General features: G+C 73.6%; 22 protein-coding genes and 1 tRNA gene. 8 read left to right on the top strand and 15 right to left on the bottom strand.

Translation table 11 applies throughout. The features are described 5' to 3' along the window. The 6 genes from D1781_RS00950 to D1781_RS00925 are packed head-to-tail and all read right to left on the bottom strand — an operon-like array spanning position 1 to position 7,121. Positions 1-1,842, bottom strand: a complete 1,842-nt coding sequence (locus D1781_RS00950) for a serine/threonine protein kinase (RefSeq protein WP_119480428.1) — start codon at positions 1,840-1,842, stop codon at positions 1-3. Next, positions 1,839-3,293 carry a peptidoglycan D,D-transpeptidase FtsI family protein gene (locus D1781_RS00945; protein ID WP_119480427.1) on the bottom strand — a complete coding sequence of 485 codons (1,455 nt, stop codon included), beginning with the start codon at positions 3,291-3,293 and terminating at the stop codon, positions 1,839-1,841. The genes D1781_RS00950 and D1781_RS00945 overlap by 4 nt, the downstream gene beginning before the upstream one ends. Before the next feature lie 3 nt (positions 3,294-3,296). Then, on the bottom strand, positions 3,297-4,616 hold the full coding sequence (locus tag D1781_RS00940) for an FtsW/RodA/SpoVE family cell cycle protein (protein WP_119481653.1): 1,320 nt from the start codon (positions 4,614-4,616) through the stop codon (positions 3,297-3,299). Positions 4,617-4,674: 58 nt separating this feature from the next. After that, entirely contained in the window at positions 4,675-5,919 is a 1,245-nt protein-coding gene (locus D1781_RS00935) for a Stp1/IreP family PP2C-type Ser/Thr phosphatase (protein WP_119481652.1), read from the bottom strand. A gap of 4 nt (positions 5,920-5,923) precedes the next feature. After that, positions 5,924-6,448: an FHA domain-containing protein FhaB/FipA gene (locus D1781_RS00930; protein WP_119480426.1), complete on the bottom strand. Its 525-nt coding sequence runs from the start codon at positions 6,446-6,448 to the stop codon at positions 5,924-5,926. Position 6,449: 1 nt separating this feature from the next. Next, a complete protein-coding gene (locus D1781_RS00925; protein WP_119480425.1) occupies positions 6,450-7,121 on the bottom strand; it encodes an FhaA domain-containing protein in 672 nt (223 codons plus the stop codon). A gap of 191 nt (positions 7,122-7,312) precedes the next feature. On the opposite strand from D1781_RS00925, the gene D1781_RS00920 reads away from it, so the two are divergent. Next, positions 7,313-7,396, top strand: a tRNA-Leu gene (locus tag D1781_RS00920). A gap of 101 nt (positions 7,397-7,497) precedes the next feature. Here the strand turns inward: D1781_RS00920 and D1781_RS00915 are convergent. From D1781_RS00915 to D1781_RS00885, 7 genes are all read right to left on the bottom strand, one after another. Next, positions 7,498-7,719: a hypothetical protein gene (locus tag D1781_RS00915; RefSeq protein WP_119480424.1), complete on the bottom strand. Its 222-nt coding sequence runs from the start codon at positions 7,717-7,719 to the stop codon at positions 7,498-7,500. A 131-nt stretch (positions 7,720-7,850) separates the two neighbouring features. Beyond that, entirely contained in the window at positions 7,851-8,060 is a 210-nt protein-coding gene (locus tag D1781_RS00910; protein ID WP_119480423.1) for a hypervirulence associated TUDOR domain-containing protein, read from the bottom strand. A gap of 37 nt (positions 8,061-8,097) precedes the next feature. Continuing rightward, positions 8,098-9,396 (bottom strand): serine/threonine-protein kinase, encoded by a 1,299-nt coding sequence (locus tag D1781_RS00905; RefSeq protein ID WP_119480422.1) that lies wholly within the window; start codon positions 9,394-9,396, stop codon positions 8,098-8,100. A 246-nt stretch (positions 9,397-9,642) separates the two neighbouring features. Beyond that, the gene (zwf, locus tag D1781_RS00900; RefSeq protein ID WP_119480421.1) at positions 9,643-11,115 is read right to left on the bottom strand and encodes a glucose-6-phosphate dehydrogenase; all 1,473 of its coding nucleotides are present in this window, start codon (positions 11,113-11,115) and stop codon (positions 9,643-9,645) included. Positions 11,116-11,171: 56 nt separating this feature from the next. Beyond that, positions 11,172-11,843, bottom strand: a complete 672-nt coding sequence (locus tag D1781_RS00895) for an HAD hydrolase-like protein (RefSeq protein ID WP_119480420.1) — start codon at positions 11,841-11,843, stop codon at positions 11,172-11,174. Between the two features lie 89 nt (positions 11,844-11,932). Continuing rightward, entirely contained in the window at positions 11,933-12,628 is a 696-nt protein-coding gene (gene nucS / locus D1781_RS00890) for an endonuclease NucS (protein ID WP_119480419.1), read from the bottom strand. A gap of 11 nt (positions 12,629-12,639) precedes the next feature. Then, entirely contained in the window at positions 12,640-13,590 is a 951-nt protein-coding gene (locus D1781_RS00885) for a DMT family transporter (RefSeq protein ID WP_199706330.1), read from the bottom strand. Positions 13,591-13,727: 137 nt separating this feature from the next. On the opposite strand from D1781_RS00885, the gene D1781_RS00880 reads away from it, so the two are divergent. After that, positions 13,728-15,671 (top strand): M13 family metallopeptidase, encoded by a 1,944-nt coding sequence (locus tag D1781_RS00880; RefSeq protein WP_119480417.1) that lies wholly within the window; start codon positions 13,728-13,730, stop codon positions 15,669-15,671. Continuing rightward, positions 15,668-16,576 (top strand): serine hydrolase, encoded by a 909-nt coding sequence (locus tag D1781_RS00875; protein WP_119480416.1) that lies wholly within the window; start codon positions 15,668-15,670, stop codon positions 16,574-16,576. The genes D1781_RS00880 and D1781_RS00875 overlap by 4 nt, the downstream gene beginning before the upstream one ends. A 68-nt stretch (positions 16,577-16,644) precedes the next feature. Here the strand turns inward: D1781_RS00875 and D1781_RS00870 are convergent, their stop codons facing one another. Together D1781_RS00870 and D1781_RS00865 are read right to left on the bottom strand one after the other, a co-directional pair. Next, positions 16,645-16,947 (bottom strand): hypothetical protein, encoded by a 303-nt coding sequence (locus D1781_RS00870; protein ID WP_119480415.1) that lies wholly within the window; start codon positions 16,945-16,947, stop codon positions 16,645-16,647. A gap of 96 nt (positions 16,948-17,043) precedes the next feature. Beyond that, entirely contained in the window at positions 17,044-18,321 is a 1,278-nt protein-coding gene (locus tag D1781_RS00865; RefSeq protein WP_158589952.1) for a glutamyl-tRNA reductase, read from the bottom strand. A gap of 111 nt (positions 18,322-18,432) precedes the next feature. Here D1781_RS00865 and hemE point away from each other — a divergent pair, with 111 nt between their 5' ends. The 5 genes from hemE (at position 18,433) to D1781_RS00840 (ending at position 21,864) form a co-directional block, all read left to right on the top strand. Next, a complete protein-coding gene (hemE, locus tag D1781_RS00860; protein ID WP_233550887.1) occupies positions 18,433-19,455 on the top strand; it encodes a uroporphyrinogen decarboxylase in 1,023 nt (340 codons plus the stop codon). Continuing rightward, positions 19,437-20,792 carry a protoporphyrinogen/coproporphyrinogen oxidase gene (locus D1781_RS00855; RefSeq protein WP_325048765.1) on the top strand — a complete coding sequence of 452 codons (1,356 nt, stop codon included), beginning with the start codon at positions 19,437-19,439 and terminating at the stop codon, positions 20,790-20,792. The genes hemE and D1781_RS00855 overlap by 19 nt, the downstream gene beginning before the upstream one ends. Positions 20,793-20,868: 76 nt before the next feature. Next, the gene (locus D1781_RS00850; RefSeq protein WP_147392002.1) at positions 20,869-21,144 is read left to right on the top strand and encodes a hypothetical protein; all 276 of its coding nucleotides are present in this window, start codon (positions 20,869-20,871) and stop codon (positions 21,142-21,144) included. A 5-nt stretch (positions 21,145-21,149) separates the two neighbouring features. Continuing rightward, the gene (locus D1781_RS00845) at positions 21,150-21,611 is read left to right on the top strand and encodes a phage holin family protein (RefSeq protein WP_119480412.1); all 462 of its coding nucleotides are present in this window, start codon (positions 21,150-21,152) and stop codon (positions 21,609-21,611) included. Beyond that, positions 21,601-21,864, top strand: coding sequence for a DUF3618 domain-containing protein (locus D1781_RS00840; RefSeq protein ID WP_119480411.1), 264 nt, complete (start codon positions 21,601-21,603; stop codon positions 21,862-21,864). Before D1781_RS00845 ends, D1781_RS00840 begins: the two co-directional genes overlap by 11 nt. Positions 21,865-22,020: the final 156 nt, after the last annotated feature.

Genomic DNA, 22,020 nt, shown 5'->3' with positions numbered 1-22,020 from the left:
TCACTGCCCGGCGGGCGCGGTGTCGGTCGGGACCGGGGTCGAGGCCGGCGGGGCGGAGGAGGCCGGGGCCGGCGGCGCCGTCACGGTCACCTTGAGCGGCGGGGAGTCCGGCGTCTCGTTCGCGCCGCAGTTCGCGGAGTAGCGGACCGTGATGGTGCCGTTCTTCGCGCCCGGTGCGAGCGTCGCCGCCGTGATGGTGGTGCTGCGCTCCGAGCCGAGCGGGATCTCGTCCGTGCTGGCGACCGCGCCCGAGGGCTTCACGGTGTAGCCCGAGAGGGAGCCGCCGGTGCCGGCCGCGCAGGAGTACGCCGACCAGGAGACGGTGAACTGCTGGCCGCTCGCGACGGTCCGGCTCGAGGTGCTGGGCGCCGACGTCGGGGCCGAGGGGGCGCTCGACTGCCCGAAGTACGTCACGGTGACGGTGCCGCCTGCCGGGACGCTCAGCGGCGTGACCTTCGTCACCCGGCCGGAGGTGGAGGAGTCCGTGGGCTCCTGCTCGTCGCCCACCACCTCGAGGCCCTTCGCCTCGAGCTGGCTCTTCACCGTCGCGTACTGCTTGCCGACGTAGTCGTCCGAGTTCAGCGTCACGGGCTGCGCCGCGGCGGAGCTCGAGGGTGCCGCGGAGGAGGCCGGCCGGCCGCTGGTCGGGTCGCCCGACGCCCCCGTGCTCTGGCTCCCCTTGAGCACGTTGTTCACGAGGAACACGACGAGCAGGATCGCGAGCAGCACGATGAGGATGACCAGCGGGATCGTCCAGGGGCTGCGCTTCCGCGGCCCGTCGTCCTGCGGGCCGTCGCCTCCCCCGTAGGGCCCCGTGACGGTCGGCGGGCCGACCGGTGCGGTGCGCGGGTAGGCCGTGGTCGCCGAGGTCGGGGCGCCGCTCGGGACGCCCATGAGCATCGTGTCGAAGCCGGGCGCCTGCGAGGGCAGCACGGTCGTGGCGGAGTCCGTCTGCATCGCCATCGTCGGAGCGGCGACGCCGGCGGGCAGCACGGCCGGCACCGCGGAGGCGGCGGCCAGCACGTCGCCCCGGCGGAGCGCCTGCGCGGCCCGCGCGAGCAGCGCCGCGGTGGTCGGGCGGTCGGAGGGCGCCTTGGCGATGCAGGCGAAGACGAGGCGGCGGATCGGCTCCGGCACCGAGTGCGGCAGGTCCGGCGCCGTGTCGTTGATCTGCGCCATCGCGATCGCGACCTGCGACTCGCCCGTGAAGGGGCGGTGCCCCGCCAGCGCCTCGTACGCGACGATGCCGAGCGAGTAGATGTCCGTGGCCGGCGACGCGGGCTGCCCGCTCGCCTGCTCCGGCGAGAGGTACTGCACCGTGCCCATGACCTGGCCGGTCGCGGTCAGCGGCACCTGGTCCGTGATGCGGGCGATGCCGAAGTCGGTGATCTTCACCCGGCCGTCGGGGGTGACGAGCAGGTTGCCGGGCTTGATGTCGCGGTGCACCAGGCCGGCCGCGTGGGCCGCGTGCAGCGCCAGCGCGGTCTGCGCGACGACGTCGAGCACGCGGTCGGGCGACAGCGTGTGCTGGCGCTCGAGGATCGAGGACAGGGGCTCGCCGGGGACGAGCTCCATCACGAGGAAGGCGGAGCCGTCCTCCTCGCCGTAGTCGTAGACGTTCGCGATGCCCTCGTGGTTGACGAGCGCGGCGTGCCGCGCCTCGGCGCGGAAGCGCTCGAGGAACCCGGGGTCGCCGAGGTACTCGTCCTTGAGGATCTTGATCGCGACGGGGCGGCCGATGACGAGGTCGGTGGCTTCCCACACCTCGCCCATCCCGCCGATGGCGATGCGCGAGGAGAGCTCGTAGCGGCCCCCGAAAGTGAGCCCGGACACCGGTCTCATCCGTTCAGCACCGCCTCCATGACCTGCTTGGCGATCGGGGCAGCGACACGGTTGCCGTACCCCGACTGACCCAGCCCCCCACCGTTCTCGACCACCACGGCCACGGCGACCTTCGGGTCGTCCGCCGGGGCGAACCCCGTGAACCACAGCGTGTACGGCGCATCCGCCGCGTTCTGCGCGGTCCCCGTCTTGCCCGCCACCGTGACCCCGTCGATTCTTGCATTGGTCGCCGCCCCGCTGGCCACCGACGACACCATCATCGCCTTGACCTTCGAGGCCGTGTCGGCGCTCACGGGGTTCGCGAAGACCTCCGGGCTGAAGCCCTGCACGGTCTCCAGCGAGGGGGACACGATCTTCTCCACGAGGTTCGGCTTCATCTCCACCCCACTGTTCCCGATGGCCGCCGCGACCATCGCCATCTGCATCGGCGTGGCCTTGTCGTCGTACTGCCCGAACGCCGTCTGGGCCGTCTGGGCGTCGTCGAGCGGGGCCGGCGGGTAGACGCTCGGCGTCACCCTGAGCGGGATCGACAGCGGCTTGTCGAACCCGAACTTCTCGGCCTGGGTGCGCAGCGCGTCGTCGCCGAGCTTGATGCCGAGCTGGGCGAACGGGATGTTGCAGGAGAGGCTGAGCGCCAGCGCGATCGACGCCTTGCTCTGCGCGCCGCAGTTCTCGCCGTCCGCGTTCTGGATGACCGTGCTCGTGCCCGGCAGCCGGTAGGAGTTCGGGCTCGGGAAGCTCGACGAGGGCTTGAACCTCCCGCTCTCGAGCGCGGCCGACGCGCTGATGATCTTGAACGTCGAGCCGGGCGGGTTCGTGTCGCCGCCGATGGCCCGGTTCACGAGCGGGTTCACGGTCTTCTCCGACAGGGCGTCGTAGGCGGACACGCCCTTGGCGTGGTCCGCGATCGCGTTCGGGTCGAACGACGGCTTCGACACCATCGCGAGCACCCGGCCGGTCTTCGGGTCGAGCGCGACCACCGCGCCGCGCAGGTCGCCGAGCGCGTCGTAGGCGGCCCGCTGCACCTTCGGCTGGATCGTGAGCTGGACGTTCGCGCCCTTCGGGTCCTGCCCGGTCACGATGTTCTGCAGGCGGTCGAGCACCTGGTCCGACGAGGTGCCGGCGAGCTGCGCGTTCAGCGCGCCCTCGATGCCGGTCGGCGCGCCGATCGGGTTGTAGTAGCCGGTGACGGCCGCGTACAGCTTCCCGTCCGTGTACTTCCGGTCGAACTGGTACGTGTCGTCGGACTTCGGCGACGTGACGATCGCCTTGCCGTCCGCGGTGAGGATCCGGCCGCGCTGGATCGCGTACTGGTCGGCCCGCGCCCGCTGGTTGCGGGCGTTCGACTCGAGCTGGTCGGTCTGGAAGACCTGGATGATCGACGACGCGACGAACAGCGCCGTGAACATCACCAGGACGAGCGCGGAGATGCGCTTCAGCTCGCGGTTCATGCGTCAGATCACCGTCCTCGGGCCGCTGCGGATCGTGTCGGAGATGCGCAGCAGCAGGGCCGCGATCATCCAGTTCGCGACGAGCGACGAGCCGCCCGCGGCGAGGAACGGGGTCGTGAGGCCCGTGTTGGGGATCACCCGCATGACGCCGCCGATGACGATGAAGCACTGCAGCGCGACGACGAAGGCGAGGCCGACCGCGAGGAGCTTGCCGAAGTCGTCCGGCCCGGAGTAGCCGATCCGGAACCCGCGGGACACGAAGAGCAGGTAGAGGCAGAGGATCGCGAAGACGCCGACGAGGCCGAGCTCCTCCCCGAGGCTGGCGACGATGAAGTCGCTGCTGGCGGCCGGCGTGATGTCGGGGCGGCCCTGCCCGAGACCCGTGCCGAACAGCCCGCCGTGCGCGAGGCCGAAGATCCCGTTGACGACCTGGAAGCTGCCGCCCTGCGCGTCGTAGAGCTTCGGGTCGAAGGCGTCGAGCCAGTTGGTGATCCGGCCCTGCACGTAGCTGAGGATGCGGCTCGCGGCATATGCGCCGACGGCGGCCAGCAGGAGGCCGAGCACGATCCAGCTCGTGCGCCCCGTGGCCACGTAGAGCATCGCGACGAACATGCCGAACAGCAGGAGGCCGGTGCCGAGGTCGTGCTCGCCGACGATCACGCCGAGGGCGAGGATCCAGACGACGAGGATCGGTCCGAGGTCGCGCGCCCGCGGCAGCTGCACGAAGAGGATGCGGCGGCCGACCATCGCCAGGCTGTCCCGCCGGGCGACGAGGAACCCGGCGAAGAAGATCGCGAGGGTGATCTTCGCGATCTCGCCGGGCTGGAAGTTCAGGGGACCGACGTGCACCCAGACGTAGGCCGCGGCGCCCGGGAGGCGGAGGCCCGGCACGAGCGGCAGGAGCAGCAGCACGATCGACGCGAGCATCGCGATGTACGTGTAGCGCTGCAGCATCCGGTGGTTCCGCACCAGGAACAGCACGAGGATCGCGGCGCCGATGCCGAGCGCCGTCCAGAGGATCTGGTGCGTGCCGTCGTCCAGGTGCGCCTTCAGCCCGTTCGGGCTGATGTCGATCCGGTAGATCTCCGCGATGCCGAGCCCGTTGATCGCCGTGGCGATCGGCAGGATGAAGGGGTCCGCGTCGCGCGCGACGAAGCGCAGCACGATGTGCAGCGCGACCACGAGCACGCCGACCCCGCCCGCGAGCTTGACGACGTCCGGGTCGATCCGGCCGAGCGCCCCGAGCTGCACGAGCACGATCGCGCCCGCGGCGACCGCGAGGGCGAGCAGCAGCAGCCCGAGCTCCACGTTGCGCAGCCGCATCGAGGACCGGGCGACCGGGACCTGGTCCGCCTCCGGCCGCGAGAGCGTCGTCGTCGCGTCAACCACTGCTGTCCTGCTGCGCGTTGCGCACGACGTCCTCGGCCGCGTCGAGGGAGGAGGCGGAGATGGTCTCGTCGATCGACGAGACGCTGAGGGGGCTGAGCTGCGCGCGCGTCAGGTCGGTCTCGCGGACGACGTGGCTGAGCCGGATCGGACCGACCGTGCCCTGCACGCCCTGGTAGATCGCGACGCGGTCGCCGTCGAACCCGACGTAGTAGCGAGTCTGCGTGTAGCGGTAGCCGAGGAAGGCCGCGCCGGCGATCGCGCCGAGCAGCAGCGCGGTGGCGGCCAGCCAGGTCAGGCGGCGGCGCCAGAGCCGGCGCCGGTCCTCCCGGATCAGCGCGTCGAGGTAGTCCTCCGACTCCGGCTGGAAGCTCGCCTCCGGCGCGGAGTTGCGGATCGGGTGCAGCAGCAGCGCGGGCAGCCGGTTGTGCTGGCGGCTCGACGCCGCGAGCTCCGGGTCGAGCCCGCTCGCGGCGGAGCCGACGAGCTGCGGCGCCGCGGGCCCCGTGCCCGGCCGGTCGATGTCGAGGACGATCGCGGTGACGTTGTCGGGCGCGCCGTGCTCGAGCGCCTCCTCGATCAGCGCGTTCGCGGCGTCGGCGGCGGACGGGGCCGTCGCCATCGCGGCGAGCATGCGCTCGTGCGAGACGTAGCTGGAGAGGCCGTCGGAGCAGAGCATCCAGCGGTCGCCGGGCGCCGTGCCGAGCACCGCGGTGTCGATCTCCGGCGACTGGTCGATGTCGCCGAGGACGCGCATCAGCACGCTCCGGCGGGGGTGCACCGCCGCCTCCTCCGGGGTGATGCGCCCGGTCTCGACGAGGCGCTGCACGAACGTGTGGTCGTTCGTGATCTGCGACAGCTCGCCGTCGCGCAGCAGGTAGATGCGGGAGTCGCCGATGTGCGCCGTCGCGATGACGTCGCCGACCCGGATGAGCGCGCTCACCGTCGTGCCCATGCCGGTGAGCTCGGGGCGGTCCTCGACCGTCGCGCTGATCTCCTGGTTCGCGGCGATCATCGCGGACTGCAGGGCGAACTCCGCCTCCTGCGCCGACGCGAAGTCGAGCTGGTCCGTCTCCGCGATCCGGCGCACGGCGATGGAGGAGGCGATGTCGCCGCCCGCGTGGCCGCCCATGCCGTCGGCGACGACGAAGAGCGCCGAGCCGGCGTAGCCCGAGTCCTGGTTGTTGGTCCGGACCCGGCCCACGTGGCTGACGGCCGCGCCCGCCGTGATGGTGCTCACGCGGTCAGCCACGGAGCTCGAACGTGGTCGCGCCCACCTTCACGGGCACCCCGACGGGCACCTGGGTGGGGGAGTCGATGCGGGCGCCGTCGACGAAGGTGCCGTTGGTGGAGTCGAGGTCCTGGACCACCCAGTCCGAGCCCCACAGCAGCAGGCGGGCGTGGTGGGTGGAGGTGTAGTCGTCGCGGATCTGCAGGCCGGCGTCGCTCGCTCGGCCGATCGTGAGCGGCTCCGTGCCGAGCGGGATCTCGAGGCCCGCCTTGCCGCCGGAGGTGATGACGAGGGTCGTGGCGGGGCCGTGCGGCAACGAGGACGAGCCCGCCCCCGGGGTCGGCGGCGACGGCAGCGACTGGACGGCGGGCGGCGTGCTCGCCGGGGCCGGCGCGGCGGCGGGCGCGGCCTCCTGCGGCACACGGCGCACCCGGCCGCCGAAGAGGTCGCTCCGCAGCGAGTAGACGACGGCGAAGACGAACACCCACAGCAGCGCCAGGAACGCCACGCGGAGCACCAGCAGGGTGAGCTCGCTCATGTCACCGCCCCTGCGCCTTCGCGACGACGCGGAACAGCATCCGCGTGCGGCCCGCCTGCAGCACCGACTCGTTCGGCAGCACCGCGCGCGTCAGCCGCGCGCCGTTCAGGGTGGAGCCGTTCGTGGACCCGAGGTCCCGCGCCTCCGCGCGCCGGCCGTCCCACACGATCTCGAGGTGCCTGCGGCTGATGCCGGTGTCGTCGATCGTGATGTCCGCCTCGGAGCCGCGGCCGATCACGGTGCGCTCGCCGAGCGGGTGGCGCTGCCCCTCGATCTCGAGGACGGGCTGCCAGACGACCTCGACCCGCTCCGAGGAGGAGCGGACGTCGAGCAGGCCGACGGTGAGCGACGGGTCGGGCTCGAGCGCGATGACGAGGGGCGAGGCGGTCTGGTAGCGCTGCTGCGCCGCGTAGTCGGACAGCAGGTCCGTCAGCTCGTCGATCAGCGGGTCGCCGAGCGCGGACATGGCGGCGTGGTCCTCGCCGCTCATGCGCACGACGTAGCGGTTCGGCACGAGCACGCGGTCCCGGGCGACCGGGGAGGCGTGCACGTCCATCTCCTTCTTGAGGGCGGCCGTGATCTCCACCGGGGCGAGGCCGGATCGGAAGGTGCGGGCGAACGCTCCGTTCACGGCTCGCTCCAAGCCGCGCTCGAAGCTGTCGAGAATGCCCACCCGTGGAACCGATCCCTCTCCGTGGCTGCGCACGGACGACCCGCCCGCGAATGGCCCAGGGTAACGCGGGGCGCCAAGACGGGGGTCAGCGCAGCGCGCGCGCCGGGGGATCGGCGATGCGTGCAGCGGGAGGACGGGTCCGCCGCCGTGCTAGCCTTTCCGGGCCTTCGGCGCCCACCGGCGCCGCGCACGCGCGAGTGGCGGAATAGGCAGACGCGCACGGTTCAGGTCCGTGTGCCCGGAAGGGCGTGGGGGTTCAACTCCCCCCTCGCGCACAGACGGAGGCCCCGGCGAGAGCCGGGGCCTTCTTCGTTCCCGGCGCGGTCCGCGGCGCGCGGCGGCTGCGGTCCGCGGGGGGGATCCGAATCCGCGAGGGTCAGGGGCGGTTGACCCAGTCCGCGACCGCGCCGCTGCCGTCCTGCAGCTCCCACGGCACCGGGTCGGCGAGCTGCACCGGCTCGACCGGCGGCTGCTCGAAGGGGCCGGGTCGACGGGTGGAGCCGTAGACGTCGATCTGCGCCGCGTTGCGCAGGCTCGACGACACCGCGCTGCCCGGTCGGATGCCGACCAGGACTCGGAGGCGCGCGTTGAAGCTCACGGATCGATGATGCCGGACCGCGGCGGTGCGCCGCGAGCCGCTCGTGCGAGGGCCCGCGGCTGATGCGACGCCGCGCGTGGTCGCACGAGCCGCCGCGCGTCGCACGAGCGGGACGTCGACCGAGCGGCCGGTCAGTCCTTCTTCAGGGCGTCCGGCTTGTGCACGGCCTCGCCGCCGGACTTCTCGCTCTTGACGAGGTACTGCGGGTCGTCCTTCGACGCGCGCACCGTGCGGCCGCCGGCCTCGGTGTCGCTCGTGATCTTCTTCTCGATCTCGCCCTCCGCCTCACCGCCGTGCGACTTCCAGCTGACGTGATCGCCCTTCTTCAGGTCATCGGCCATGCGCGCACCCTACGGACGCCCCCTGGGGGGCGCCTGGTCAGTCGTGGCGGTGCGGGGGCTGGAACTCCTTCAGCCGATCGCGGACGCGATCCATCCAGCGCTCCGCGCGCTCCCGCTGCTCGGCCCTCCGGTCGACGGCCTGCTTCCCCGGGCCCGGCACCGGGGGCACCGGGGCCTTCGACGTGGCCGAGGGCGTGGGCCCGGGGGTCGGCGTCGTCCGGACCGCGTCGACGGTGGCCTTCGGCGTCGGAGCGTGCGACGCGGGAGCGCTGACCGCCGGCGGGTCCGCCGCGGCGCTCGGCTGCGCGCCGCCGGTGAGCGCGGCGAACCAGCCGCCGGCCGCGACCACCGCGAGTACGAAGCAGGCCGCGACGAGCAGGTGCCGGCGGGCGGGCCGGACGCGGGCCGTCCGGCGGGCGGGCGTCGGCGCGTCGGCGGGGGCGAGCACCGCCGTCGCCGGGTCGGCCATGACGAGGGTCAGGGGTGCCGTCGCGAGGTCCGCCCCGGCGCCGGACAGCGCGTCGTCGGGCAGACGGCGCACCAGCTCGGCCAGCCGGCCGACGCTCGGGCGGGCCGCCGGGTCGATCGCGGTCATGGCGCCGAGCACCGCGCGCCACGACGGGTCGATCGCGGCGGGCAGGTCCGGCGTGCGGACCAGCCGGGCGGCGGCGGACTCCGCGGGACCGCCGGGGAAGGCGATGCGGCCGCTCAGCGCCTCGATGGCGAGCAGGCCGAGCGCGTAGACGTCGGTGGGCGGCCCGAGCTCGACCCCGCGCACCTGCTCGGGGCTGAGGTAGGCGGCGGTGCCGACGATCTGCCCGGTCGACGTGAGGTGGTCCGTCCGCGCGTGGTGCGCGATGCCGAGGTCGACCAGCTTCACGTCCCACCGCCGCGCACGCGGGTCCGCGGTGAGCAGCACGTTCGCGGGCTTCAGGTCGCGGTGGACGACGTTCGCGGCGTGCAGGGCGCCGAGCGCGTCGAGGACGCCCGCGAGCACCCGGCGGACGCCGACCCCGTCCATCGGGCCGTGGTCGCGCAGCACGGTGCGCAGGTCGGGGCCGTGCACGAGCTCCATCGCGAACCAGACGGTGTCGACGCGGCGCAGCACGTCCTCGCCCGCGTCGAGCACGGCGACGAGGTTCGGGTGGTCGAGGTGCGCGAGGTACTGCGCCTCGCGGCGGAGGCGCTCCCGCTCCACCCCGGACGACTTGACGAGCTTGATCGCGACCTCGCGCTCGAACCGCTCGTCCCAGGCGCGGTGGACGGCGCCCATGCCGCCGGAACCGATCTCCGGGCCGAGCCGGTACCGGCCGCCGAGCACGGGGAGGGACTGCACCCGAGGACGCTAGACGCCCCTCCCCCGCATCCGGGGGAGGGGCGTCGCGGGTCGTGTCGATTCCCGAGGACTGCGGAGTCGCCGGCTCACGGTCTCGGGTCCCTCGCCCGGGAACACCGGCCGTGGGTCCTATCGCTGCGCTCGCATCTCGGCCACCGGACCACGGGCGGTCAGCGAGAACGCGTTCAGCGTTCTCGTACCGCACCGCACCGCCTTCGATCCGCTCGCGGATCGAAGGCCATGAGATCAGTGGTGGGACTCGCGCCAGACGCGCTCGAACGGCAGGCGCCAGGCGTAGGGCGCGATCAGCTGGTGGATCGCGTTCGGGCCCCAGCTGCCGACCGCGTACGGGCGCACCGGCGGAGCGTCGTCCAGCAGGGGCTGGCTGACCTCCCAGAGGCGCTCGATGCCCGCGGCGGAGGTGAACAGCGTGTGGTCGCCGCGCATCGCGTCGAGGATGAGGCGCTCGTACGCCTCGAGCACGTCGCCGGCGTTCGCCGTGTCCTGCATCGCGAACTGCATCGACATCTTGTCGAGCCGCATGCCCGGGCCCGGCTTCTTGCCGTAGAAGGACAGCGACATCTTCGAGGCGTCGGCGAGGTCGAACGTCAGGTGGTCCGGGCCCTTCGCGCCGATGCCCGACCCGGCCGGGAACATCGACTGCGGCGGCTCCTTGAACGCGATCGAGACGATGCGCTGGCCCTCGGCGAGCTTCTTGCCGGTGCGGAGGTAGAACGGCACGCCCGCCCAGCGCCAGTTGTCGATCTCGCACTTCAGCGCCACGAACGTCTCGGTGTCGCTCTCGGGGGAGACGCCCGGGATGTCCTTGTAGCCGACGTACTGGCCGCGGACGACGCTCGCCGGGTCGATCGGCTTCATCGAGTTGAAGACCTTGTTCTTCTCCTCGCTGATCGCCTTCGGCTCGAGGGCCGTCGGCGCCTCCATCGCGACGAACGCGAGGATCTGGAACAGGTGCGTCACGACCATGTCCCGGTAGGCGCCGGTCGCCTCGTAGAAGGAGGCGCGCTGCTCGAGGCCGAGCGTCTCGGGGACGTCGATCTGGATCTGCTGGATGAAGTTGCGGTTCCAGATGGGCTCGAAGAGGCCGTTGCCGAACCGGATCGCGAGGATGTTCTGCGCCGGCTCCTTGCCGAGGAAGTGGTCGATCCGGAAGATCTGCCCCTCGTCGAAGGTCTCGTGCAGGCGGCGGTTCAGCTCGATCGCGCTCGCGAGGTCGGTGCCGAACGGCTTCTCCATGATGATCCGGGAGCCCTCGACCAGCCCGGCGTCGCGGATCGTCTCGACCGCGGCGAGGGCGGCCTTCGGCGGCACCGAAAGGTAGTGGATGCGGCGGGCGGAGGGCCCGAGCCGGCCGGCGGCCGCGGCGACGGCCTGCGCCAGCGCCTTCGGGCCCGCCTTGCTCGGCACGTAGTGCAGCTTCTCCGCGAAGTGCCGCCACTCGTCGTCGGTGAGCCGGCGCCGGTCGAACTCGTCGAGCGCGGCCTTCGCCTGCTCGCGGTACGTGTCGTCGTCGAGGTCCTCGAGCGAGGTGCCGACGATCTCGATGTCCGGGGCGAGGGAGGAGAGCACGAGGTTGGCCATGCCCGGCAGGAGCTTCCGCTTCGCCAGGTCGCCGGCCGCCCCGAAGAGGACGACGACGTGGGGCGCCGTCGACTGGGCGGCCTTCTGGTACTGCCGCTCCGCCTGCGTGAGGGTCATGCGTCGATTCTCCCGCACGCCGACCGTGCTCCCGGCGGATTCGCCGGGAGCGTGCATCAGATGCTCCGGATCGGCCCCGCCTCGACCAGGGCCGGCAGCTCCTCGGGGGCGGCGGCGACGCCGATCGCGCCCGCGGCCTCCTCCGGTGCGCCGTAGCCCCAGCCCGCCACGATCGTCGGGATGCCGTGGGCCGCCGCGCCCTCGACGTCGTGGATGCGGTCGCCGATCATGACCGGCCGCGCGAGGTCGACGCCGCGCTCCCGGAGCAGCGCGAGCGCCCGCGTGATCACGTCCGCCTTGTCGCTGCGCGACTCGTCGTCGGAGGCGCCGGCGATCACGGTGAACAGGTCGGCGAAGCCGAAGTGCTCGAGGATGCGGAGCGCCGTCGACTCGGGCTTCGAGGTCGCGACGGCGAGCGGCGCGATCCCGCGCAGGCGCTCGAGCGCGGCGCGGATCCCCGGGTACGGCTCCGCCTCGAAGGCGCCGGTCGCCCGGTAGAGCGTGCGGTAGCGGGCGAGCACGCGCTGCGCGTCGTCCCCCTCGAGCCCCGCCACGTCGCGGAGCCCGTCGAGGATCGGCGGCCCGACGAACTCCAGCAGGCGGGCGGGCGGCGGCACGGGCAGCCCGAGCTCGACGAGGGCGTCCGCGAGGGTCCGGGTGATGCCGGGCGCCGAGTCCATGATCGTGCCGTCGAGGTCGACGAGGATCACGGTGAAGGGCTGGGTCATGGTGTCGCCGATCGTCGGGGGCGGTGGTCTCGAGGCTCGCTGCGCTCGCACCTCGACCAGCGGGCGGGGTCGCCGGCGCGGCGATGGGCTCAGAAGAGGCGGGCCGGGCCGCCCTCGACGCCGCGCATGGCGTCGTAGTCGAGGGTGACGCAGCGGATGCCGCGGTCCTCCGCGAGGGTGCGGGCCTGCGGCTTGATCTCCTGCGCCGCGAAGACGCCGGTGACCGGCGCGAGGTGCGGATCCCGGTTCATCAGCTCGAGGTAGCGGGTCAGCTGCTCGACGCCGTCGATCTCGCCGCGCCGCTTGATCTCGACGGCGACGGAGGTGCCGGCGGGGTCCTTCGCCAGGATGTCGACCGGCCCGATCGCCGTCATGTGCTCGCGCCGGACCAGGGTGTGGCCGTCGCCGAGCAGCTCGATCTGCTCGGCGAGCAGCCGCTGGAGGTCCGCCTCCACGCCGTCCTTCACGAGCCCGGGGTCGACGCCGAGGTCCACCGTCTCGTCGATCACGAGGTCGTGGATGCGGATGATCAGCACGTCGCCCGTCTTGCCGTGCGTCACGCGCCACACCTGCTGCACGCCCGCCGTCGTGAGCTCCTCGTCCGGCTCCTCCACGACGAGGGAGCACGGCGGGCTCATCCAGTTCAGGGGCTTGTACGAGCCGCCGTCCGCGTGCACGAGCACGCTGCCGTCGGCCTTCAGCATGAGCACCCGCCGTGCCGGGTCGAGGTGGGCGGACAGCCGCCCCGCGTAATCGACCGAGCACTCCGCAACCACCAGACGCACGGGGTGGAAGCCTACGGACCGCGCGGCGCGGATCGGTCGCCCGCGACCGGCTCGTCGGCGCCGAGCGGCGGCGCGGCCGTGCCGGCGGGCGCGTCCGGACGGGGCCGTCGGCGACGGCTGACGAGGAACGAGCCGGTCAGCACGAGTACGAACCCGACCAGCGTCCAGACCGTGACCCGCTCGTGGAGCACGAGCGCGCCGGCCGCGATCGCGACCGCCGGGTTGATGTAGGTGATGGTCGTCACCCGCACCGGGCCGACTTCCGCGATCAGCGCGAACATCGCCAGGAACCCGCCCGCGCTGCAGACGACGGCGAGCACGACGATCGACCCGATCACCGCCCCCGACGGCACGGCCCGCGGCCAGGAGCCGAGCAGCGGCACCAGGCCGACGTAGACGATCGCCGTGATCGCGAGGGAGATCGCGACGACCCCGGTGCCGGGCAGGTCGGACATCCGCCGGTCGAGGATGATCGGCCCGATCGCGTAGCCGATCACGACGACGACCATCTCCGCGACGCCGACCAGGTCGGAGCCGCCGACGTCCAGCCCGACGAGCGCCCCGACGCCGAGCATCCCGGCGCCCACGCCGAGCCAGTTCAGCCCCGTCATCCGCTCGGGCCGCCCGGTCAGCGCCGCGATCCCGACGCCGACGAGCGGCACCGCGGCGAGCAGCAGCCCGGCCGTGGAGCTCGGCAGCCGCGTCTCCGCGGAGCTGAGGAAGTACCAGGGCACGATGATCTCGGCCGCGGTGTAGGCGAGCAGGGGCCGCCAGCGGCGCAGCACCGGGAGCACCTGGCGCCGGGCGACCACGAGCGGCAGCAGCACGAGCGCGCCGAGCGCGCTGCGCCCGAGCACGACGACGGCCGGGTCCACCTCCCCGACCGCGATCTTGATCAGCAGGTACGGGATGCCCCACGCGACCCCGAGCGCGGCGAAGAGGAGCAGGCCGCGTCGCGTCACACCGCGGATCATCCCAGGCGGGTCGGACGCCGCGAGGAGGGGCGGTCCGCCGGGCGGCGCGGACCGTTCCTGAGGAGGGTCGGCGAACCGCGCGAGCCGTCCCGCCGACGGGGGGCGCGCGCTCCTAGACTCCCCCCGTGGCCGAACCCGAAGGCGCGGTGGTTCCCGCGCGCATCCAGGACGACCTCTACCGCGCCGTCAACGGCGCGTGGCTGGGGTCGGCGGAGATCCCCGCCGACCGCGCCCGCTCGGGCGCCTTCCTCGACCTGGTCGATGACGCCGAGGTCGCCGTGCGCGCGATCGTCGAGCGCGCGCAGGAGGCGGAGCCGGGCACCGAGGCGCGCAGGATCGGCGACCTCTACACCTCCTTCATGGACGAGGAGCGGGTCGAGGCGCTCGGCGCCGCGCCGCTCGCGGAGCCGCTCGGCCTCGTCGCGGCCGCCGACTCGGTCGCGACCGTGCTCGCCGTGCTCGGCACGCTCGAGCGCCGCGGCGGCGGCAGCCTCTTCCGGCTCTTCGTCGACAACGACCCGGGCGACCCGGGCCGGTACCTCGTCTTCGTCGAGCAGGGCGGTCTCGGCCTGCCCGACGAGCGCTACTACCGCGAGGACGACTTCGCGTCGCACCGCGAGGCGTACCGCGCCTTCCTCGTCCGCATGTTCTCGCTCGCCGGCCTCGACGGGGCCGATCAGCGCGCGGACCGCGTGCTCGCGCTCGAGACCGAGATCGCCGGCACCCACTGGGACGCGGTGGCCACCCGCGACGTGCAGGCGACCTACAACCCGACCTCCTGGACGGACCTGGTCGCGTCGGCCGGCGACGGCGGCGCGCTGCTCGAGGCCTGGGCCGCGGGGCTCGGCGCCCCCGTCGGCGCCCTCGAGACGATCGTCGTGCGGGAGCCGAGCTTCGTGACCGGCGTGCTCGGCCTGCTGACCGCCGACCGGCTCGACGCCTGGCGCGACTGGCTCGCGATCCGGGTGGTCCGGCCGCTCGCGCCGTACCTCTCCTCCGACTTCGTCTCGGCGCACTTCGCCTTCACCGGCACCGCCCTGACCGGCGCGCAGGAGCTGAAGGCGCGGTGGAAGCGCGGCGTCGGGCTGGCCGAGGGCGCGATGGGCGAGGCGGTCGGCCGCCTCTACGTCGAGGAGCACTTCCCGCCGATCGCGAAGGTGCGGATGGACGTGCTCGTCGCGAACCTCGTCGCCGCCTACCGCGACTCCATCTCCTCCCTCGAGTGGATGAGCGACGAGACCCGTGCCCGCGCGCTCGAGAAGCTCGGGAAGTTCACCCCGAAGATCGGCTACCCGGCCCTCTGGCGCGACTACTCGAGGCTCGAGGTGTCGGCCGACGACCTGGTCGGCAACGTGCAGGCCTCGAGCGCGTTCGAGTTCGACCGCGAGCTCGGCAAGATCGGGAAGCCGGTCGACCGCGACGAGTGGTTCATGACGCCGCAGACCGTGAACGCCTACTACAACCCGGGCATGAACGAGATCGTCTTCCCGGCCGCGATCCTCCAGCCGCCGTTCTTCGACCCGGACCGCGACGACGCCCTGAACTACGGCGGGATCGGCGCCGTCATCGGGCACGAGATCGGTCACGGCTTCGACGACCAGGGCTCGCAGTTCGACGGCGACGGCCGCCTCGAGAACTGGTGGACGGAGGCGGACCGCGCCGCGTTCGAGGAGCGCACGAAGGCGCTGATCGCCCAGTACGACGCGCTCGTGCCGGAGGGGCTGACCGACCACGTCAACGGCGCCCTCACCATCGGCGAGAACATCGGCGACCTCGGCGGCCTCTCCATCGCGTGGAAGGCCTACGTGCTCTCCCTCGAGGGCCACGAGCCGCCGGTGATCGGCGGGGAGACCGGCGCGCAGCGCTTCTTCCGGTCCTGGGCCGCCGTGTGGCGCGAGAAGCGCCGGCCCGAGGAGGCCAAGCGCCTGCTCACCATCGACCCGCACTCCCCGCCGGAGTTCCGCTGCAACCAGATCGTCCGCAACATGGACGAGTTCGCGGCGGCGTTCGACCTCACCGAGACGGATGCCCTGTGGCTGGATCCGACGAAGCGGGTCACGATCTGGTGACCGCCGCCCCGGTCGAGACCCGACGGTCCCGATCGCGGAGCGGCGACGAGCACGCCCGGCACCGGGGCGACGCGGTGCGTGCCGACTTCACCGACGGCTTCACCGCGCTCGCGCACCTGGCGCTCGACGGCGCCCAGGTGTCCGCGCGGGTCATCGACCTGCTGTCCGGCAAGGCCCTGTTCTCGGTCGACGACCACGTCGTGCTGCCCACGGCGAGCGTCGGCAAGGTGCTGCTGCTGCTCGAGATCGCCGCGCGCCTCGAGGAGCAGGTGAACACCCGCTTCGACCTGCTCGACCGGGCGCCGGAGGACCTCGTCTCGGACGCGGGCGTGTGGCAGTACCTCCACGCGCCGAGCCTGCCGCTGACCGATCTCGCGGCCCTCGTCGCGGCCACCAGCGACAACCTCGCGACGAACGTGCTGCTGCGCGCCGTCGGTCTCGACGCGGTGCGGGCGCGCGCGGAGTCCCTCGGCCTGAAGCGCACCGCGCTCCTCGACCGGGTTCGCGACCGCCGCGGTCCGGACGACGCGCCCCAGCTGTCGGTCGGCTCCGCCGCCGAGCTCACGACGCTGTTCGCCCGCATCGCCCGCGGGGAGGCCGTCAGCCGCGCCGTCTCCTCCCGCGTCTCGGACTGGCTGGCGCTGAACGCCGACCTGTCGATGGTCGCCTCCGCCTTCGCGCTCGACCCGCTGTCGCACGTGCGCAGCGACCACGGCCTGAGCCTGCTGAACAAGACGGGCTCCGCGCCCGGCGTCCGCAGCGAGGCGGGCGTACTGCGCGGCCCGCGCTCCTCCGTGGCCTACACGGTCACCATCGAGTTCGTCGACGACGTGCACACCCGGCGCCTCGCGGTGCTGCAGGCGATGCGCACGATCGGGATCGGGATCCTCGAGTACGTCTGCTGATTTCCGTTCTGAAGGAGTTCTTGCGAGGAGCGAGCAAGAACTCCTTCAAAACGGAGATCCGCGAGGGGTCAGGCGATGCGCTTGCGGGGCGGACGGACCTGGACGGTCTCGATCCAGCTGCCGCGGCCCGCGAACGGCGCCTTGATGCGGCCGCCGGCGAGCACGCGCTCGAGGTCCTGCTCGAGGCCCGGGACCTCGGAGGGCTCCGGCAGCTCGTCGAGGATCCGGAGGAACTCGACGACCTGCTGACCGGGGCGCGTGGCGTCGCGCCCGCCGAGACGGGTGCTCCAGCCGCGCTTCCACACCTCGCGCTGCACCCGGTTGGCGTCGTCGAAGGGGATGCTGCGGGGGATCACGACGCGGTACGCCATGTCGGGAAGGATACGCAGGAGTTACGCGCAGGTTACGGCTTCTCGAGCGTGTCTGGGGAGATCCATGAGAAGGCCGGATCGGCCTGAGCGCCGCGCTCAGCCCGCGAGCGTCGTCTCGTCCTCGTCGGCGGCCGTCGCAGCCGGGGAGAGCCCGAAGATCACCTCGACCGCCTCGGTGAACCGATCGCCCTCGCCCGCCGCCGCGAGCTCCCGGGCGCGGACGGACGGCGTGTGGACCAGGACGCCCGCGAGGTGGCGCATCGCGCGCTCGACGGCCTCGGTCGACTCGCCGCGGCGGCGGAGCCGCTCGAGCTCGCGGTCGACGAGGTCGAAGACGTGCGCCCGGTACGCGACGACGGCGGGCGTCACCGCCGTGGCGCGCTGGTCGGCGCCGTACTCCTCCACGGCCTCGGCGATCAGGGCGCGGGCGTCGTCCGTCGCCTGCAGCTCGGGCAGCGGCGCGTGCTTGCCGATCGTCTCGAGGTCGAGCAGCTCGACGTCCTGCAGCTGCGCGACGTCCGGCTCGACGTTGCGGGGCATGCCGAGGTCGACGATCAGCTGGCGCGACGGCTCCGCGACGACCGAGCGGGCCCGGCGCAGCCGCGCCGCGTCGAGGATCGGCGCGGTGGCGATGCTGCAGGAGATGACGAGGTCGGCGACGGCGAGGCGTCGTGGCAGGTCCTCGCGCGACACGGCGACGACGCCCTCCCGCTTCGCGAAGAGCAGGGCCCGGCCGCTCGGCGAGTAGACCGCGATCTCGCGCACGCCGCGGTCGCGCAGCGCGGCGAGCGTCGCGCGGGCGTAGGTGCCGGTGCCGATCAGCAGCACGCGGGTGGTCGGCCACTCGGTGAAGCGGCTGCCGGCCAGGTCGAGCGCCAGCCGCACGATGTTGCGGCCCGCCGTGCCCACCCGGGTGTGCTGCTGGACGGAGCTGGAGGTGCGGGAGGCGCGCTGGAACAGCCGCTCGAGGTCCGGCGTCGTCGTGCCGAGGCCGCGCGCGGTCTCGAGGGCGCGGGAGACCTGACCGGCGATCTCGGCCTCGCCGACGACGAGCGACTCGAGGCCGCTCGACACCGCGAAGAGGTGCCGCGCCACGTCCTCCGACTCGCGCCGCACGGCGACCTCGGCCAACCGGTCGCGTTCGACGCCCGCGGTGCGGGTCGCGAAGTCGATCAGCGCCTCCGCGCTCGCGGTGCCGTCGTCGTCGGTGTCGAGGTACGCCTCGAACCGGTTGCAGGTCGCGAGCAGGACGCCGCCGCGCACGTCGGGCCGCTCCGCCGTGAACCGGGCGAGCGAGTCGGCCGAGACCGTCGCGAGCCGCTCCAGCACCTCGAACCCCGCGCTGCGGTAGTCGGCGGTGAGGGCGGTCAGCACGACGGAGGATTCTACCAGCCGTCGAATCCAGGGCCGCTCCGGGGAGGCGGCGGTCAGGCGGCGTGCAGCCGGCGCGGGCGCACCCCGGGCGGACTGGCAGGATTCCGGTCCGTGCCCGCCGAACCCGTCATCGTCCAGGCCCTGCGGGGCAGCCGACCCGAGCGGCTCCCCGTCTGGTTCATGCGCCAGGCCGGCCGGTCGCTGCCGGAGTACCGCGCGACCCGGGCCGGCACCGCGATGCTCGACGCCTGCCTCACCCCGGAGCTCGCCGCGGAGATCACCCTCCAGCCCGTCCGGCGGCACGGCGTCGACGCGGCCGTCTTCTTCAGCGACATCGTCGTGCCGCTGAAGCTCGCCGGCGTCGACGTCGAGATCGTGCCGGGCCGTGGCCCCGTGTTCGGCCGCCCCGTGCGGGACGCCGCCGACCTCGCGGACCTCGTCGCCCACGACCTGCCCGACGACGCCTTCGCCCCGATCGAGGAGGCCGTCGCCCGCACGGTCGCCGAGCTCGGCCCCGACGTCCCGCTGCTCGGCTTCGCCGGCGCGCCGTTCACGCTGGCCGCGTACGTCGTGGAGGGCGGCCCGTCGAAGGACCACCTCCGCGCCCGCACCCTGATGCACGCCGACCCCGAGGCGTGGCGGACGCTGACCGAGCACCTCGCCCGCGTCTCCGGCGCCTTCCTCCGCGCCCAGGTCCGGGCGGGCGCCAGCGCCGTGCAGCTGTTCGACTCCTGGGTCGGCTCGCTCTCGGAGGCGGACTACCGCACCCACGTCCTGCCGGCCTCGGCCGCGACGCTCGCCGAGGTGCCGGAGGTGCCGCGCATCCACTTCGGCACCGGGACGCCGCACCTGCTCCCGGCGCTGCGCGACGCGGGTGCGGACGCGATCGGCGTCGACCACCGCATCCCGCTCGACGCCGCCTCCGCCCTGCTCGGCGGCGACGTGCCCGTGCAGGGGAACATCGACCCCGCGCTGCTCGGGGCGCCGTGGCCGGTGCTCGAGGCGCACCTGGAGGCGGTGGCGGCGGCCGGCCGCGCCGCGCCCGCGCACGTGCTGAACCTCGGGCACGGCGTGCCGCCCGAGACCGATCCCGGCGTGCTCACCCGCATCGTCGAGTGGGCGCACGGCCGCTGATGCGCGCCGTCGTGGTCGGCGGCGGGGTCGCCGGCCTGGTCGCGGCCCGGCGCCTCGCGATCGAGGGCTCCGCGGTCGTGCTGCTCGAGGCGTCCGACCGCCTGGGCGGCCGCGTGGCCGCGACCCGCGTCGGCGGCGTGACCGTGGACGCGGGGGCGGAGAGCTTCGCCGTGCGCGGCGGGGCCGTCCGGGCGCTGATCGACGAGCTCGGCCTGGGCGGTGCCGTGCAGGAGCCGTCCGGCTCGGCGTGGGTCGCCCTGCCGGACCGGACTGTGCCCCTGCCCGTCGGCGGCCTGCTCGGCATCCCCTCCTCCCCGCTCGCGACGGACGTCGTCCGCGTGCTCGACGCCCGCGGCGCGCTGCGCGCCTACGCGGACCGGGTGCGGCCGGTGCTGAAGCGCGGCCGGTACGACCGCCTCGGCCCGCTGGTCCGGGAGCGGATGGGGGCTCGGGTGCTCGACCGCCTCGTCGCGTCCGTCGTGGTCAACGTCTACGGCGCCGACCCGGACGAGGTGCCCGTCGACGCGATCGCGCCGGGGCTGAACGGCGCGATCACCACGGCCGGGTCGCTCTCCGGGGCGGTGCTGCAGCTGCGGGCCGCGGCGCCGCCGGGCGCCGCCGCGCAGGGGCTCGCCGGCGGGGTGCACCGACTGGTCGAGGCGCTCGAGGCCGACCTCCGCGGGCGCGGCGTCGAGGTGCGCACCGGGACGCCCGTCCTCGGCGTCCACCCCGCGCCGTTCGGCGGGCTGCTCACGGTGTCGACCGCGCGGGAGGACCTGCAGGCCGACCGCGTCGTGCTGGCGGCCGAAGGGGCCGCGGCGCTGGACCTCCTGTCCGACGCCGCGCCCGGGCTCGGCCGGATGCCGCGGCCGGCGCCGGCCGTCAGCCGCGCCGTGCTGCTCCTCGTGGAGGACCGGCGGCTCGACGACGCGCCCCGGGGCACGGGCGTGCTCCGGGCGCCGATCACGACCGGCGTCCGGGCGAGCGCCGTCACGCACCTGACGGCGAAGTGGCCCGAGCTCGGCGCGCGCGCCGGCCGGGGGCGGCACCTCCTGCGGCTGTCCTACCGGGGCGGCGACGCGGTGCCGGACGCGACCGTCGTCGCGGACGCGACCGCGCTGCTCGGCCTCGACGGCCTGCACCTCGCGGCTCGCGAGGACGTGGTCTGGACGGACACGGCGCCGGCGCTCGCCCCCGAGACGATCGCGGTCCGGCGGGCGCTCGCCGGGGCGGCGCTGCCGGACGGGCTCGCGGTCGCCGGGTCCTGGGTCGCGGGGACCGGGCTGGCCTCCGTGGTCGCCGCGGCCGAGCGTGCAGCCCGACCAGGAGCCTCCTGATCATCCGTCGAGAAGATCCTGAGCACTCAGTGTCCCGTCGATACAGTGGCCCGACTACCGAGCAAAGGGGTGAGCCATGCAGGGTCGGATTCTCTTCGTGACCGGCGCAGCCGTCGGGTACGTCCTCGGCGCACGGGCCGGACGGCGTCGCTACGACCAGATCAAGTCGGCCGCCGACCGCGTCTGGAACGACCGGAACGTCCAGAAGAGCGTGAACGACGTCGTCGGCACGGTCCAGGGCTTCGTCAAGGACAAGGCGCCCGAGGTGCAGGACGCCGTCGTCGGGCAGGCGAAGAAGGTCGTGTCCAAGGTGAAGAAGTCCGACGGCGACGAGCCGTCGCCGTCGATCTGAGCACGATGACCGACGACAGGAGCGATCGGCGCACCGCATTCGCCTTCGGGTCGCGCGGCGCGTCCGACGACCGGCGGGAGCGCAAGTCCGTGTTCGCGCTCATCGGCGAGCTGCCCGGGCTGATCTCCACGCTGATCCGAGACGAGATCGAGCAGATCAAGCGGGAGGCGATCAGCCGCCTGAAGAGCGCCGGCATCGGCATCGCGCTCTTCGTGGTGGCCGCGGTGTTCCTCTACTTCGCCGCCTTCCCGCTGCTCGCCGCCGCGGTGCTCGGGCTCGGCGAGGCGCTGCCGCTGTGGCTGTCCGCGCTCATCATCGGCGTGTTCCTGCTGCTGATCGCCGTGGTGTTCGTGCTGATCGGGCTCTCGCGGGTGAAGAAGGGCGTGCCGCCGGTGCCCAAGGAAGCGGTCGACAGCGTGAAAGACGACGTGAAGGCGTTCAAGGGGGTCGAGCAGTATGACCGATGACAAGGAGCGGGCGCTCTCCGAGATCCGGTCGGACATCGAGGCGACCCGGCAGAAGCTGGCGGAGACGCTCGACGCGATCGAGGACCGTCTCGACGTGCCCAAGCGGGTGAAGGCGGTCCTGCAGGACGCGCTCGACCGCGTCGACGCGCTGCGGCAGGAGCGGCCGGAGGTGGTCTACGGCGTCCTCGCGGGCGTCGCCGCGCTGCTCGCCGGCGCCACCGCGCTGATCGTCCGGGCGGCCGCGCGCCGCTGACGGGACGGATCCCGACGCCCCCGGAACCGTGAGGTTCCGGGGGCGTCCGTCTGCACGGGCGCCCATCCGGGGTGAGGCACACTGGTCGGGGACTGCGCCGTCGCGGCCCGGAACGAGCGCCGATCCCCCGCGCCGTCCGTCGCGCGGGGCGCAGCC

It is taken from the genome of Amnibacterium setariae, from assembly GCF_003581425.1.
Classification (GTDB): domain Bacteria; phylum Actinomycetota; class Actinomycetes; order Actinomycetales; family Microbacteriaceae; genus Amnibacterium; species Amnibacterium setariae.
This window is presented reverse-complemented; position numbering and strand designations above follow the sequence as displayed.